The following is a 14,586-nucleotide window of genomic DNA, read 5'->3' as shown; positions in this document are numbered from 1 at the left end:
AGTACGGGGTGTTTGCGGAACCGGTTGCCCGGCGTGGCGCCGAGCACGGGGTGTTTGCGGAACCGGTTGCCCGGCGTGGTGCCGAGTACGGGGTGTTCGCGGAACCGGTTGCCCGGCGTGGCGCCGAGTACGGGGTGTTTGCGGAACCGGTTGCCCGGCGCGGTGCCGAGCACGGGGTGTTCGCTGAATCGGTCGCCCAGCGTGGCGCCGAGATCGCTGCGGTCGCCCAGTTGGGTGTCGGGGCCGGGGCGGTTGCGTCCTCGGGTGCCGGGCGTGGTGGTGGGGTCGGGGCAGTGGCCTCCTTGGGCGCCAGGCGTCATGTCGGAGCGGGGGCGATTGCGTCCTCGGGTGCCCGGCGTGGAGCTGGGGCCTCCGCTGCCCGGTCGGTGTCCGGGCGCGCCGCGGATCTCGGGGCCGTCGGCGCCTCCGGCGTTCGGCGCGGAACCGGCCACGGTGTCGAGCCGATGGTCCTGCTGGGCGGCGGCAGGCCCGCTCCCCGCAGGGAGTTCGTCCCGCCGGGCCGGGGCGGCTCGGCGGGACGGCGTGGCGGTGGGTCCGGCGGTGGCGGGGCATGGGCTCCACGCGGGCGCGTGCCCTGGCGCCGGAGGCGGGCCTACCGGCTGGCGCGGACGGTCGTGCTGGCCGTCTCACTGGTCGTGGGCTGCCTGTGCTGGGACCGGGGCGAAGCGCCCAGTGACACCGTCACGGCCCTCCCGCAGGGGTCGGCCGGATCCGCGGCGGCCCCGGCGAGCGGCGCAGACGCCGAGGCCGGGACGGCAAGCGGTGCCGGAGCAGGCGCCGGAGTCGGCGCCGGAACGGGCAAGGGAGCCGGCGCCGGGGCGGGCAAGGGAGCCGGCACGGACCCGGCCAACGTGACCGGCACCGGCACAGGCCTCTCGGGTACCGGCACCGGCCTCTCCGGTACCGGCACCGGCCTCTCGGGTGCCGGCACGGGCACGGGCGCCACCGCCCTGCCCGGTCGCGCACCCGGCACCCCCGCACGCCCCGCGTCACCCGCCCCCCGCACCGCCGTCCCCGCACGTCCCCTCCCGCACCCCGCCACGCCCCGAAAGCCCGGCCCCCACGCGCCCCCGCCCGCCAGGCCGGCACCTCCCAAGGCCGCGCACCCGCCCCCGGCTCCCCGCACCCCCGCCAAACCGGTCGCGAAGCCGGTCGCCAAACCGGTCACCAAGCCACGCCCCAAGCCGGTCGCCGCCAAGCCACTCAGCAAGCCGGCCCCCAGGGCTCCCCTCAGGCCGGTCGTGAAGCCACCCCTCAAGCGTCAACCCGCCCGCACCGCCCTCCGCCCCCTGCCGCACTCCCGCGCCACCCGTCTGGTCATCCCGTACCTCCGCCTCGACGCCCCGGTCATGCAGCTGGGTCTCGACCGCGAGCACCGCCTCACCGCGCCCCCGGAGGACGACCCCGGGCTGGTCGGCTGGTACCAGCAGGGCGCCTCGCCCGGGGAGCAGGGCACCGCCGTGGCCGTCGGGCATCTGGACACGGACAGCGGGCCGGCCGTCTTCGCGGGGCTGACCGAGCTGAAGCGCGGACGGATCGTCGAGGCCCGCCGGGCCGACGGACGGACCGCCGTCTACACCGTCGACAGGATCAAGTCGTACGAGAAGGCGAACTTCCCCAGTCAGGAGGTCTACGGCGCCCGTGGCCGCCCCGAGCTGCGCCTGATCACGTGTGGCGGCACCTACGACCGCAGGAAGGGCTACTCGGGGAACGTCGTGGTCTTCGCCCATCTCACCGGCATCCGCTGACGGCAGCGGGACACACCGCACCCGTCGGAACCGGGGGCTCCGCCTTCTCACCGCTCGGAACGCGGCCCCCGATCCCGTCTCGTGTCTTCCCCCGGGCGGGCACATTCCGTTAACTTCCGTGACCCAGAGCCCCGTACGGCCCGTGCGGGGCTTCCGACCGCGGAGCACCAGCGCCCTGAAGACCCCTCGGGGGCACCTCATGACACGCGCCATCTCCCTGCACGACGTGAGCAAGGCCTACACGCGTGGCGTCCGCGTGGTGGACCGGCTGTCGCTGGACGTCGCGCCCGGCGAGTTCCTCGTCCTGCTCGGCCCGTCCGGCTGCGGCAAGTCGACCGTGCTCCGGATGATCGCCGGACTGGAGGAGATCGACGAGGGCGAACTGCTGCTGGACGGCGAGTACGCCAACGACCTGCCGCCGTCCGGCCGGGACATGGCGATGGTCTTCCAGAACTTCGCCCTCTACCCGAACATGACCAGCCGGAACAACATCGGGTTCCCGCTGCGCATCGAGGCCCCGGGCACGGACCCCGCTCCCCGGGTGGACGCCACCGCCCGCATGCTGGGCATCGAGGACCTCCTCGACCGGCTGCCCGGCCAGCTCTCCGGCGGCGAGCGCCAGCGGGTCGCCATGGGCCGGGCCATCGCCCGCCACGCCTCCGTCTTCCTCATGGACGAGCCGCTGTCCAACCTGGACGCCAAGCTCCGCACCCATCTGCGCGCCGAGATCTCCCAGCTGACCAGGGAACTGGGCGTCACCACGCTCTACGTCACCCACGACCAGGCCGAGGCGATGTCGCTCGGCGACCGGGTCGCGGTGCTGCGCGGCGGAGTGCTCCAGCAGGTCGGCAGCCCGCGGGCCGTCTACGCGCTGCCCAACAACGTCTTCGTGGCCGCCTTCATCGGCACCCCGCGCATCAACCTGCTGCGCGGCCTGGTCCGCGCCCCGCTCGACGGCGCGATGACCATCAGTCTGGGCAAGCAGTTCCTGCGGCTGCCCGAACCGCTCTCCCTGGACCACCAGTTGCTGCGGGTCCAGCAGGGCCGGGAGGTCATCGTGGGCCTGCGGTCGGAGGCCGTCCGCATCGCCAAGCACAGTGCGGCCCGCCCCGGGGAGGTGCCGCTCACCGGACTGGTCGAGCACGTGGAGTTCCAGGGCCACGAGATCCTGGTCCACTTCGACACCGGCTCCAGTCCCGCCGTCGTCCCCGACCTGGAGGCCCCGCGCCCCCGCCCGGGCCGGCCCGCCCGGCGCCGCCGCCGCGAGGGTTCGGTCCTCACCCGGCTGCGGGAGCGGACCGGTGCCGGCCGGGCCGGTCCCGTGGTGACCCTGGAGCACCCGGGGGACGCCGAGCCGCGCCCCGCGGCCGCCGAACCCCGGCTGCCCGGCGACCTCATCGTCCGCACCACGCCGGATCTGGCCCTGCGGCACGGCATGCAGGTGCCGCTCCTGGTCGACCTCGCCCACCTGTTCGTCTTCGACCAGCACGGCGACCGCATCTGCCCGAGCCCGGCGCACCTGCCCGACCTGGAGGAGTGAGCGGCCGGAGTGAGCAGCCGCACACCCGGGCGGTGCCGTCCGCGTGCTGTGATGACCCGGGACCGGGAGAGCCCGGGACCCCGGGACGTCTGGCGCCGGAAAACTATCGCCGCTAGTTTATGTGCCGGACGACGACGCCCCCGCCCCGGAGGAAGCGCGATGAAGGCACACGACGGCATGTACATCCAGGGCGCCTGGCGCCCCGCCGCCGGCCAGGACGTGATCGAGGTCGTGAACCCGGTCGACGAGCAGGTCATCGGCACGGTCCCGGCCGGGACCGCTGAGGACGTCGACGCCGCCGTCCGGGCCGCCCGGGCCGCTCTGCCCGGCTGGGCCGCCACCCCGCCCGCCGAGCGGGCCGCCCGCCTCTCCGCCCTGCGGGACGGGCTCGCCGCCCGGGCCGACGAGATCGCCGGGACCGTGACGGCCGAGCTGGGCTCGCCCCTGAAGTTCTCCCAGGCCGTCCACGCGGCCGTGCCCGTCGCGGTCGCGGGTTCCTACGCCGAGCTGGCGGCGACGTACGCCTTCGAGGAGAAGACCGGCAACTCGGTCGTGCACCACGAGCCGATCGGTGTCGTGGCCGCGATCACGCCGTGGAACTACCCCCTGCACCAGATCGTCGCCAAGGTCGCCCCGGCCCTCGCGGCCGGCTGCACGGTCGTGGTGAAGCCCGCCGAGGACACCCCGCTGGTCGCCCGGCTCTTCGCCGACGCCGTGCACGAGGCGGGGGTACCGGCGGGCGTGTTCAACCTGGTCACCGGCCTCGGCCCGGTCGCCGGGCAGGCCCTCGCCGAGCACCCCGGCGTCGACCTGGTCTCCTTCACCGGCTCCACCGCCGTCGGCCGCGGGATCGCCGCGATCGCCGCCGGGCAGATCAAGAAGGTCGCCCTGGAACTCGGCGGCAAGTCCGCCAACGTCATCCTCCCGAGCGCCGACCTGCCCAGGGCCGTCAACGTCGGCGTCGCCAACGTCATGTCCAACTCCGGGCAGACGTGCAGCGCCTGGACCCGGATGCTCGTCCACCGCGACCGGTACGACGAGGCGGTGGAACTCGCCGCCGCGGCCGCGGCCAAGTACGGCGACCGCATCGGACCGGTCGTCAACGCCAAGCAGCAGGCCCGGGTGCGCGGCTACATCGAGAAGGGCGTCGCCGAGGGCGCCCGCCTGGTCGCCGGCGGCCCCGAGGCCCCGCGCGAGAGGGGCTACTTCGTCAGCCCGACCGTCTTCGCCGACGTCACCGAGGACATGACCATCGCGCAGGAGGAGATCTTCGGCCCGGTCCTGTCGATCCTGAGGTACGAGGACGAGGAGGACGCCCTGCGGATCGCCAACGGCACCGTCTACGGTCTGGCCGGCGCCGTCTGGGCCGGGGACGAGGCCGAGGCGGTGGCCTTCGCCCGCCGGATGGAGACCGGCCAGGTCGACATCAACGGCGGCCGCTTCAACCCGCTCGCCCCCTTCGGCGGCTACAAGCAGTCGGGCGTCGGCCGCGAACTCGGCGTGCACGGCCTGGCCGAGTACCTGCAGACCAAGTCCCTCCAGTTCTAGTCAGGGAGTCCCTTCCACCATGGCTGTCCGCGCCGCCGTCCTGCCCGCCGTGGGCTCCCCGCTGGAGATCACCGGCATCGAGCTGCCCGACCCCGGACCCGGCCAGGTCCACATCCGGCTCGCCGCCGCCGGGGTCTGCCACTCCGACCTGTCCCTGACCAACGGCACCATGCGCCTGCCCGTCCCCGCCGTCCTCGGGCACGAGGGCGCCGGCACCGTCGTCGCCGTCGGCGAGGGCGTCACCCACGTCGCACCCGGCGACGGGGTCGTCCTCAACTGGGCCCCGTCCTGCGGTGTCTGCCACCCCTGCTCGCTCGGCGAGGTCTGGCTGTGCGCGGACGCCCTGAGCGGCGCCGCCGCCGTCCACGCCCGCACCAGCGACGGCACCGAGCTCCACCCCGGCCTGAACGTCGCCGCGTTCGCCGAGGAGACGGTCGTGCCCGCCTCCTGCGTGCTGCCCGCGCCGGACGGCGTCCCGCTCACCGACGCGGCCCTGCTGGGCTGCGCGGTGCTCACGGGCTACGGCGCCGTCCACCACTCGGCCCGGGTCCGGCAGGGCGAGACGGTCGCCGTCTTCGGCGTCGGGGGAGTGGGCCTCGCAGCCCTCCAGGCCGCCCGGATCGCCGGCGCCTCGAAGATCGTCGCGGTGGACGTCTCCCCGGCCAAGGAGGAGCTGGCCCGGGCGGCCGGAGCCACCGACTACCTCGTCGCCTCCGACACCACGGCCCGCGAGATCCGCGGCCTCACCGGCAAGCAGGGCGTCGACGTGGCCGTCGAGTGCGCGGGCCGGGCCGTCACCATCCGCACCGCCTGGGACTCCACCCGGCGCGGCGGCCGCACCACGGTCGTCGGCATCGGCGGCAAGGACCAGCAGGTCACGTTCCACGCCCTGGAGATCTTCCACTGGGGCCGCACCCTCTCCGGCTGCGTCTACGGCAACTCCGACCCGGCCGCGGACCTGCCCGTCCTGGCCGACCACATCCGGGCGGGCCGGTTCGACCTGAGCGCCCTGGTGACGGAACGCATCTCCCTCGACGGCATCCCGGCGGCCTTCGAGAACATGCTCGCCGGCAAGGGCGGCCGCGCGCTGGTCGTCTTCTAGCCCCTCGCCCTCCCGGTGCCCCGGCCTCCTCGCGAGGCCGGGGCCTCCGCCGTGTCCGCGCCCCGGTCAGTGCCCCGTACAGGAAAAAGTCCTGGTGCACGACCCGTTGACGTCCATACCGTCCGGTCAGTACGTTCCCCGGAACCCGAGCCACCCCCCGGTTCCGTCCCCGCACCTCCGGAGCGCGCACCACATGGACACGGCACCTTCCGCTCAGCCCGACCCCACCCCGCCCGCCGCCGGCAACCGCCGCCGGGTCGCCACCGCCGCGGCGCTCGCCTCGGCCGTCGAGTGGTACGACTACTTCGTCTTCGGCATCGCCGCCGCCCTCGTCCTGGGCGACCTGTACTTCCCCGCCGGCTCTCCCACCGCGGGCGTCCTCGCCTCGTTCGCCACCTTCGCCGTCGGCTTCCTCGCCCGCCCCCTCGGCGGCATCGTCGCCGGGCACCTCGGTGACCAGCGCGGCCGCAAGCCGATGCTGGTCCTCGCCCTGACGCTGATGGGCGTGGCCACCACCGGCATCGGCCTGCTCCCCACGTACGACACCATCGGCGTCGCCGCCCCGATCCTGCTCGTGCTGCTCCGGGTCGCCCAGGGCGTGGCCGTCGGAGCCCAGTGGGGCGGCGCGATGCTCCTGGCCACCGAGTACGCCCCGCCGGGCAAGCGCGGCGTCTACGGCAGCGTCGTCCAGCTCGGCGTCCCGATCGGCGTGGTCACCGCCAACACCGTCTTCCTGCTGGCCGGCGCGCTCACCAGCGACTCCGCCTTCACCGCCTGGGGCTGGCGCGTGCCGTTCCTGGTCGGCCTGCTGGTGCTGGGCCTCGCCTGGTACATCCACACCCGCGTCGAGGAGACCCCGGCCTTCCGCGAGGCCGAGCGGGCGCTCGCGGAGCAGGAGAAGTCCGAGCAGAGCTCGCCGCTGCGCACCATCCTGCGCGGCCACCTCGGCACGGTGCTCCTGGCCGGAGGCTCCTTCGCCGTCAACACCGCGACCTTCTACATCCTCATCACGGGCGTGCTCGACTACACGACCCGCGAACTGGACATGGAGAAGGGCCCGGTCCTCATGGTCTCGCTCTGCGTCAGCCTGACCCAGCTGGTGCTGATCCCGGCCGCCGCCGCCCTCTCCGACCGCCTCGGCCGCATCCGGATCTACGCCCTCGGCGCGGTCGGCATCGCGGTGTGGGCCGTGCCGCTGTTCCTGCTGATCGACACCGGCTCGCTGCTGTGGCTGGCCGTCGGCACGTTCGTGGCCAGCTGCTTCCTGAGCATCATGTACGGCCCTCAGGCGGCGCTGTTCGCCGAGCTGTTCACGCCCGAGATGCGCTACACCGGCGCCTCCCTCGGCTACCAGATCGCGGCCGTCGCGGGCGGTGGGCTCGCCCCCTTCGTGATGGTGCTGCTGCTGGAGGCGACCGGCACCTCGATGGCCGTCTCCGGCTACATCATCGGGCTCTCGGTGATCGCCCTGTTCTCGATCAGGGTCCTCGCGGGCCGGGCGCGTGCGGCGGAGCGGCGGGCCGCGCCCGAGGCCCGTGCGGAGGCCGGGTCAGCGAGCTGAGTCCGGGGTCTGCTCGGGCCGGGGTTCCCCCACCGCTCCCGGAACCCCGGCCCGGGCCGCCGGCCGCGCGCGCGACCGGGACACCGCCACGCCCGCCAGGCACAGCGCACCGCCGACCAGGGTGAGCAGCCCCGGCACCTCACCGAGGAACAGCCAGGACATCAGGACGACCAGCGCGGGCGCCGCGTACGTCGTCGCGCCCATCCTGCTCGCGGTCGTCCGGGACAGCGCGTAGGCCCACGTGGTGAAGGCGAGGGCGGTCGGGAAGACGCCCAGGTAGACCATGTTGAGCGTGGCGGAGGCCGGTGCCCGCGCGGCCTCCTGCACCAGCTGCCCCGCGAACGGCAGGCACACCACCGCGCCGACCAGGCAGCCGAACGTCGTCACCTGCAGCGGACTCGCCGAGCCCAGTGCCGGCTTCTGCGCCACGACACCCCCGGCGTACGCGACGGCCGCCAGCAGGCACAGCACCACCCCGAGCACCGAGGAGCCGCCCTCGCCGGACATCGACAGACCCACCGTCACCGCACCGGCGAACGACACCGCCATCCCCGCCAGCAGCCGCGGCGGCATCGGGTCGCCGAGCAGCCGGGAGCCGAGCAGCGCGATCAGGATCGGCCCGGTGTTCACGACCAGCGCGGCCGTGCCGGCGTCGACCTGCTGCTCGCCCCAGTTCAGGGCGACCATGTAGAAGCCGAACCACAGCACGCCCGACACCGCGATCCCGCGCCAGGCCGAGCGCGGCGGCCAGGTCTCCCGCCGCACCAGGCAGAGCACCCCCAGCGTCAGCGCGCCGGCCAGCAGTCGCCCGAGGGCCAGCGCGCCCGGCGAGTAGGCGTCACCCGCGCTGCGGATCGAGACGAAGGCGGACGCCCACAGCACGACGGTGACCGCGGCGGCGGCTGCGGCCAGCACCTCGGCCCGACGGGGGGAGGTGGCCGGGGGGTTGTTCATCATGCTCCCGAGGCTAGGGGGACACCGGGGGCGCAGGCTCGCGGATTTCGGACGGCTGGGCCGCCCAGGGCGGCGGTGTCGACGCCCAGCAGGTCGGACAGGGCCCGCGCCCCGGCCGCCGTCACCTTCACCGCCCGCTCCGAGCCGATGCGCACGCACCACCCCGCTTCCAGGGCGTGCCGGCACAGGGCCGCGCCCGCCACGCCCGCGAGGTGCGGCCGCCGTTCGGTCCAGTCGAGACAGGCCCGCGCCAGGGGACGCCGGCCTCGCCGGTCCAGGCCGATACCGGCCGTCTCGAACCAGACGACCCCCGCGTCGGTGAGCGCGAAACCGGTGTCCTGCGCGAGCAGCCCGCGGGCCGTCAGCGCGTCGGTGACGGTGACACCGAGCCGCCCGGCGAGATGGTCGTAGCAGGTGCGGCCCCGGGCCATCGCCGAACCGGCGCTCGCCTCCCGCAGGCCGCGCGGCCGGACGGCCGTGCCCGGGTGGACCTGCGCGACGAGGTCCTCGAGCAGCTGCGCGACCCGCGCGTCGGCGAGGCGGACGTAGCGGTGCCGTCCCTGCCGCTCCTCGGCGAGCAGTCCGCCCGCGACGAGCCTGCCCAGGTGCTCGCTCAGGGTGGACGGTGCGACGCCCGCGTGCCGCGCCAGTTCGCCCGCCGTCCAGGCCCGCCCGTCGAGCAGCGCGAGCAGGCACGTGGCCCGGGTCTCGTCGGCGATCAGGCCGGCGAGCCGGGCCAGCCCGGTGGCCTGGGGGTCCCTCGTCGTCATGCCCCCAGCATGGGACACGGATTCTTCGGCCGTCGCCGAAGTGTCCGCACCCGGAGGGCCTAGGCGCTCCGGCGCACCTGCTCGTACTGCCGTGCCAGCCCGTCCAGCAGGGCCGTCAGGCCGGTCTCGAAGGCCCGCTCGTCGATCTTCTCCTGCTGCTCGGCGAGGAGGTGCGCCTGCTGCAGGTGCGGATAGTCGGCCGGGTCGTAGGCGCTCGCGTCGTCCACGAAGCCGCCGGCGAAGGAGCCGAGCGCGGAGCCCATCACGAAGTAGCGCATCAGCGCGCCGATGGAGGTGGCCTGCGCCGGCGGCCAGCCCGCCTCGACCATCGCGCCGTAGACGGCGTCCGCCAGGCGGAGTCCCGCCGGGCGCCGGCCGGGGCCGCGGGCCAGCACCGGGACGATGTTCGGGTGGTCGCGCAGCGCGGCCCGGTAGGAGACGGCCCAGTCGTGCAGCGCGGTCCGCCAGTCCCGGCCGTCCTGGAACATCGACAGGTCGACCTGGCCGCTCACCGAGTCGGCGACCGCCTCCAGGATCTCGTCCTTGGTGCGGAAGTGGTTGTAGAGCGAGGGCCCGCTGACCCCGAGTTCGGCGGCGAGCCGGCGGGTGGAGACGGCCGCGAGGCCCTCCGCGTCCACGAGCGCGCGGGCCGCCTCGACGATCCGTTCGGTGCTGAGCAAGGGCTTGCGCGGTCGGGCCATGGCGCACATAGTAGGGCTGCCGAAAGAAACTAGCAGTGCTAATTTAAAGGTACGGTTTTCGAGGGGTGATGTGGTGAACCTGGAGCTCAGCGAGGAGCAGACCGCCGTACGGAAGCTCGCCCGGGACTTCGTGGCGCGCGAGATCACCCCGCACGCCGTCGCCTGGGACCGGGCCGAGGAGGTCGACCGGTCGATCGTGAAGAAGCTCGGCGAGGTCGGCTTCCTGGGGCTCACCATCGACGAGGAGTACGGCGGCTCCGGCGGCGACCACCTCGCGTACTGCCTGGTCACCGAGGAACTCGGCCGCGGTGACTCCTCCGTGCGCGGGATCGTCTCCGTCTCGCTGGGACTCGTCGCCAAGACCGTCGCCGCCTGGGGGAGCGAGGAGCAGAAGCGGCGCTGGCTGCCCGGGCTGACCTCCGGCGCGGCGGTGGGCTGCTTCGGGCTGACCGAGCCGGGCACCGGCTCGGACGCGGGCAACCTGACGACTCGGGCGGTGCGCGACGGCGACGAGTACGTCATCGACGGCACCAAGATGTTCATCACCAACGGCACCTGGGCCGACGTCGTCCTGCTGTTCGCCCGCTCCACGGACGCGCCCGGCCACAAGGGCGTCTCCGCCTTCCTCGTCCCGGCCGACACGCCCGGCCTGACCCGCCGCACCGTCCACGGCAAGCTCGGGCTGCGCGGCCAGGCCACCGCCGAACTCGTCCTGGAGGGCGTGCGCGTGCCGGCCTCCGCACTGCTCGGACCGGAGGGCAAGGGCTTCTCGATCGCCATGTCGGCCCTGGCCAAGGGGCGGATGTCCGTGGCGGCGGGCTGCGTCGGCATAGCCCAGGCCGCCCTGGACGCGGCGGTCCGCTACGCCGGTGAGCGCGAGCAGTTCGGGAAGACCATCGCCCGCCACCAGCTGGTCCAGGAACTGATCAGTGACATCGCGGTGGACGTCGACGCCGCCCGGCTGCTGACCTGGCGGGTCGCCGACCTGGTCGACCGGGGCCGGCCCTTCGCCGTCGAGTCGTCCAAGGCCAAGCTGTTCGCCTCGGAGGCCGCCGTCCGCGCCGCCAACAACGCGCTGCAGGTCTTCGGCGGCTACGGCTACATCGACGAGTACCCCGCGGGCAAGCTGCTGCGGGACGCCCGCGTGATGACCCTCTACGAGGGCACGAGCCAGATCCAGAAGCTGGTCATCGGACGGGCCCTGACGGGGGTCTCGGCGTTCTGAGTAGCGCCTGAGTACCTCGACGGATGTGGCGCGGGCCACGGTGGCCGAAGCTGTCGCCATGAGTGAGACACCGGGCAAGCAGCAGAACACGGCCGCCTTCTACGGCCAGGCCGTCGCCTCCTTCGCCGTCGCCATGGCGGCCACAGCGATCGGCATCTACCAGCTGAGTGCCGACGCCTGGGTGCGGGGCTTCCTCGCCATCGCCGTGCTGTACCTCGTCACCTCCTCCTTCACGCTGGCCAAGGTCATCCGGGACCGGCAGGAGGGCAGCGCCCCGGCCTCCCCGTACACCCCCTTCGAGAAGCACTGAGCGCGGCCGCCGGGCGCCTGCGCTAAGCGCCCGCTCACCTTCGGCGGTATGGTGGTGCCCCTGTCAGTGGAGAGGGGCGAGTGATGAGTACGGCGGAGGAGACGGCCGGCGGCGAGGCGCCGGCGTGGGGCGAGGTCACGCCCGACGCGGCGCGGCGGTTGCTGATCGCCGCGGTGGAGGCCTTCGCCGAGCGCGGCTACCACGCCACGACGACCCGCGACATCGCGGGCCGGGCCGGGATGAGCCCGGCCGCGCTCTACATCCACTACAAGACCAAGGAGGAACTGCTCCACCGCATCAGCAGGATCGGGCACGAGAAGGCCCTGGAGATCCTGCGCACGGCCTCCCGCCGCGAGGGCAGCCCCACGGAGCGGCTCGCCGACGCGGTCAGCTCCTTCGTGCGCTGGCACGCGGGCGGGCGGACCACCGCGCGGGTGGTGCAGTACGAACTCGACTCGCTCGGTCCCGACGCCCGCGCCGAGATCCTCGCGCTGCGGCGCCAGGTGGACGCGGAGGTGCGCGGGATCATCGAGGAGGGCGTGCGCGCGGGCGAGTTCGACGTCATCGACGTGCACGGGACGACGCTGGCGGTGCTGTCGCTGTGCATCGACGTCGCCCGGTGGTTCAGCCTGGACGGGCCGCGGACGCCGGAGGAGGTCGGCGCGCTGTACGCCGACCTCGTGCTGCGGATGGTGGGTGCGGCGGGTTCCCCGGCCGCGCCGTCGGAACCGGCGGAGTCTCAGACGTAGTAGCGCGAGACGGACTCGGCGACGCAGACGGGCTTGTCGCCGCCCTCGCGTTCCACGGTGAAGGCGACCGACACCTGCACGCCGCCCTGGACGTCGTCGACGCCGGTGATGGTCGCGGTGGCGCGCAGCCGGGAGCCGACGGGCACGGGGGCGGGGAAACGGACCTTTTCGGTGCCGTAGTTGACGCCCATCTTCACCCCCTCGACGGAGATCAGCTGGGGGCCGAACAGGGGGAGCAGCGACAGGGTCAGATAGCCGTGGGCGATGGTCGTGCCGAAGGGGCCGGCGGCGGCCTTCTCCGGGTCGACGTGGATCCACTGGTGGTCGCCGGTGGCCTCCGCGAAGAGGTCGATCCGCTTCTGGTCGATGTCGAGCCAGTCGGTGTACCCCAGCTGCTCGCCGACCGCCGACTTCAGGTCGTCTACGGACGTGAAGATCCTCGGCTGTGCCATGTCTTCCAGACCTCTCGTGCGGGAAGCTTTTCTAAGCGACTGCTTAGCATGGTCGGCCGCGGGGGCTGTGTCAACGGACTCGGTAGGGTTCGAGGGGTGCCTCAGATTTCAGAGAAGATCCACGAACTCACGGTAGGGCAGCTGTCGGCGCGCAGTGGGGCGGCGGTGTCCGCCCTGCACTTCTACGAGTCCAAGGGCCTGATCAGCAGCCGGCGTACGGCGGGCAACCAGCGCCGGTACTCCCGCGACACGCTGCGGCGGGTCGCGTTCATCAGGGCGGCGCAGCGGGTAGGGATTCCGCTGGCGACGATTCGCGAGGCGCTGGCGCAGCTGCCGGAGGAGCGGACGCCGACGCGGGAGGACTGGGCGCATCTGTCGGAGGCCTGGCGCTCGGAGCTGGACGAGCGCATCAAACAGCTGAACCGCCTCCGCGACCACCTCACCGACTGCATCGGCTGCGGCTGCCTGTCCCTCGACACGTGCGTGCTGTCCAATCCGGGTGACGTGTTCGGCGAACGCCGGGCGGGGTCGCGGCTGATGGTGGAGCGGAATGGTGGTGGGGGTGCGGGGGGCGCCTGACCGGTGGGGGTGCGCGTCTTCGCCTGACGGGGGGTGGTGGGGCGGGGCCGTGCCGGGGGGTGTCCGTCCTCGGAACGGCGCGATGGGGTTGCGTGCCGACTGACTGTTCGTTGACGCGCCAACCGCTGCGGGCGGACACCCCCCGGCACGGCCCCTTACGCCGTCCCGCGGGTGCGGGTCCATCGGCCTCAGCAAGGGCCGCCCCGGTTTTGGCAAGAGGGTGTGTCTCACAGGGGTCGGTGGTTCCACTCCCTCGGCCTCGGAACCTATCGTCAAGGTCATGTTCGCTGTCTACGCCGCCCGAATCGACCGCGACCAGCCGCTGTCCGGCCTGGAGTCGGGAGAGCGCCCGGCTCCCGAGGCCCGCCCCGGCTGGAGCACCGTCACGGTCAAGGCCGCCTCCCTCAACCACCACGACCTCTGGTCCCTGCGCGGCGTCGGCCTCGCGGAGGACAAGCTGCCGATGATCCTCGGCTGCGACGCCGCCGGTGTCGACGAGGACGGCAACGAGGTCGTCCTGCACTCCGTCATCGGACAGAGCGGGCACGGGGTCGGCCCGAAGGAGCCCCGTTCCATTCTCACGGAGCGTTACCAGGGGACCTTCGCCGAACAGGTCTCCGTGCCGACCTGGAACATCCTGCCCAAGCCGAAGGGGCTCTCCTTCGAGGAGGCCGCCTGTCTCCCGACGGCGTGGCTGACCGCGTACCGGATGCTGTTCACGAACGCGGGGGTCCGGCCCGGTGACTCCGTGCTCGTGCAGGGCGCCGGCGGCGGTGTCGCCACGGCTGCCATCGTGCTGGGCAAGGCGGCCGGGCTCCGGGTCTACGCCACCAGCCGGGACGAGGCCAAGCGCAAGCGGGCCCTGGAGCTCGGGGCCGTGGAGGCGCTGGAGGCCGGGGCGCGTCTGCCGCAGCGGGTCGACGCCGTGATCGAGACCGTGGGCGCGGCGACCTGGTCCCATTCCGTGAAGTCGCTGAAGCCCGGCGGCACCCTGGTCATCTCCGGTGCCACCAGCGGTGACCGGCCCTCGCACGCCGAACTGACCCGGATCTTCTTCCTGGAACTCAAGGTCGTCGGCTCCACGATGGGCACCAAGGACGAACTGGAGGACCTGCTGGCGTTCTGCGCGGCCACCGGTGTGCGGCCCGTCATCGACGACGTGCTGCCCCTGGACCGTGCGCGTGAGGGCTTCGAACGGCTCGCGTCCGGCGATCTGTTCGGGAAGATCGTGCTGACCACCTCCTGAGTGCGCACCACGCGGTGCTGAAGCGGCCGGTCCGGCAACGGGCCGGCCGTTTGCTTTGTCAACTGGGGTTGACGGGGTTC

Annotated in this window: 15 protein-coding genes; 10 read left to right on the top strand and 5 right to left on the bottom strand. The window is 73.5% G+C overall.

Translation table 11 applies throughout. The annotated features are described in order from the left end of the window. Positions 1–320, bottom strand: a 320-nt coding sequence (locus ACPXCS_RS30700; RefSeq protein ID WP_425971061.1) for a hypothetical protein, incomplete at its 3' end; no start/stop codon positions are given. Positions 321–1,262: 942 nt separating this feature from the next. On the opposite strand from ACPXCS_RS30700, the gene ACPXCS_RS30695 reads away from it, so the two are divergent. The 5 genes from ACPXCS_RS30695 (at position 1,263) to ACPXCS_RS30675 (ending at position 7,520) form a co-directional block, all read left to right on the top strand. Next, on the top strand, positions 1,263–1,769 hold the full coding sequence (locus ACPXCS_RS30695; protein WP_425971058.1) for a class F sortase: 507 nt from the start codon (positions 1,263–1,265) through the stop codon (positions 1,767–1,769). A gap of 199 nt (positions 1,770–1,968) precedes the next feature. Next, positions 1,969–3,309 carry an ABC transporter ATP-binding protein gene (locus ACPXCS_RS30690; RefSeq protein ID WP_425951622.1) on the top strand — a complete coding sequence of 447 codons (1,341 nt, stop codon included), beginning with the start codon at positions 1,969–1,971 and terminating at the stop codon, positions 3,307–3,309. Between the two features lie 159 nt (positions 3,310–3,468). Beyond that, complete coding sequence (locus ACPXCS_RS30685; RefSeq protein ID WP_425951621.1) at positions 3,469–4,857, top strand: aldehyde dehydrogenase family protein; 1,389 nt, start codon at positions 3,469–3,471, stop codon at positions 4,855–4,857. 19 nt (positions 4,858–4,876) lie between these two features. Further along, positions 4,877–5,959: a Zn-dependent alcohol dehydrogenase gene (locus ACPXCS_RS30680; protein ID WP_425951620.1), complete on the top strand. Its 1,083-nt coding sequence runs from the start codon at positions 4,877–4,879 to the stop codon at positions 5,957–5,959. A gap of 193 nt (positions 5,960–6,152) precedes the next feature. Continuing rightward, on the top strand, positions 6,153–7,520 hold the full coding sequence (locus ACPXCS_RS30675) for an MFS transporter (protein WP_425951619.1): 1,368 nt from the start codon (positions 6,153–6,155) through the stop codon (positions 7,518–7,520). On the opposite strand, the gene ACPXCS_RS30670 is transcribed toward ACPXCS_RS30675, so the two are convergent. The 3 genes from ACPXCS_RS30670 to ACPXCS_RS30660 are packed head-to-tail and all read right to left on the bottom strand — an operon-like array spanning position 7,509 to position 9,945. Then, a complete protein-coding gene (locus ACPXCS_RS30670) occupies positions 7,509–8,477 on the bottom strand; it encodes a DMT family transporter (protein WP_425951618.1) in 969 nt (322 codons plus the stop codon). The two genes, ACPXCS_RS30675 and ACPXCS_RS30670, sit on opposite strands and share 12 nt — an antisense overlap. Continuing rightward, on the bottom strand, positions 8,474–9,244 hold the full coding sequence (locus tag ACPXCS_RS30665; RefSeq protein WP_425951617.1) for an ArsR/SmtB family transcription factor: 771 nt from the start codon (positions 9,242–9,244) through the stop codon (positions 8,474–8,476). The genes ACPXCS_RS30670 and ACPXCS_RS30665 overlap by 4 nt, the downstream gene beginning before the upstream one ends. A 59-nt stretch (positions 9,245–9,303) precedes the next feature. After that, positions 9,304–9,945: a TetR/AcrR family transcriptional regulator gene (locus ACPXCS_RS30660; RefSeq protein ID WP_425951616.1), complete on the bottom strand. Its 642-nt coding sequence runs from the start codon at positions 9,943–9,945 to the stop codon at positions 9,304–9,306. A gap of 73 nt (positions 9,946–10,018) precedes the next feature. Between ACPXCS_RS30660 and ACPXCS_RS30655 the strand changes: the two genes are divergently transcribed. The 3 genes from ACPXCS_RS30655 to ACPXCS_RS30645 all read left to right on the top strand — a co-directional run bounded on the left by ACPXCS_RS30655 (position 10,019) and on the right by ACPXCS_RS30645 (position 12,229). Beyond that, positions 10,019–11,170: an acyl-CoA dehydrogenase family protein gene (locus ACPXCS_RS30655; RefSeq protein ID WP_425951615.1), complete on the top strand. Its 1,152-nt coding sequence runs from the start codon at positions 10,019–10,021 to the stop codon at positions 11,168–11,170. A gap of 58 nt (positions 11,171–11,228) precedes the next feature. Then, positions 11,229–11,480: a YiaA/YiaB family inner membrane protein gene (locus ACPXCS_RS30650; RefSeq protein WP_425951614.1), complete on the top strand. Its 252-nt coding sequence runs from the start codon at positions 11,229–11,231 to the stop codon at positions 11,478–11,480. A gap of 83 nt (positions 11,481–11,563) precedes the next feature. Further along, on the top strand, positions 11,564–12,229 hold the full coding sequence (locus ACPXCS_RS30645) for a TetR/AcrR family transcriptional regulator (RefSeq protein WP_425951613.1): 666 nt from the start codon (positions 11,564–11,566) through the stop codon (positions 12,227–12,229). Here ACPXCS_RS30645 and ACPXCS_RS30640 read toward each other — a convergent pair. Further along, positions 12,220–12,681, bottom strand: a complete 462-nt coding sequence (locus ACPXCS_RS30640) for a MaoC family dehydratase (RefSeq protein ID WP_425951612.1) — start codon at positions 12,679–12,681, stop codon at positions 12,220–12,222. The genes ACPXCS_RS30645 and ACPXCS_RS30640 overlap by 10 nt on opposite strands. 96 nt (positions 12,682–12,777) lie before the next feature. Here ACPXCS_RS30640 and soxR point away from each other — a divergent pair, with 96 nt between their 5' ends. Together soxR and ACPXCS_RS30630 are read left to right on the top strand one after the other, a co-directional pair. Further along, complete coding sequence (gene soxR, locus ACPXCS_RS30635) at positions 12,778–13,260, top strand: redox-sensitive transcriptional activator SoxR (RefSeq protein WP_425951611.1); 483 nt, start codon at positions 12,778–12,780, stop codon at positions 13,258–13,260. A gap of 280 nt (positions 13,261–13,540) precedes the next feature. Continuing rightward, positions 13,541–14,506 carry a zinc-binding dehydrogenase gene (locus tag ACPXCS_RS30630; protein WP_425952244.1) on the top strand — a complete coding sequence of 322 codons (966 nt, stop codon included), beginning with the start codon at positions 13,541–13,543 and terminating at the stop codon, positions 14,504–14,506. Positions 14,507–14,586: the final 80 nt, after the last annotated feature.

This window comes from Streptomyces sp. DT190, assembly GCF_049846985.1.
Taxonomy (GTDB): Bacteria; Actinomycetota; Actinomycetes; order Streptomycetales; family Streptomycetaceae; genus Streptomyces.
This window is presented reverse-complemented; position numbering and strand designations above follow the sequence as displayed.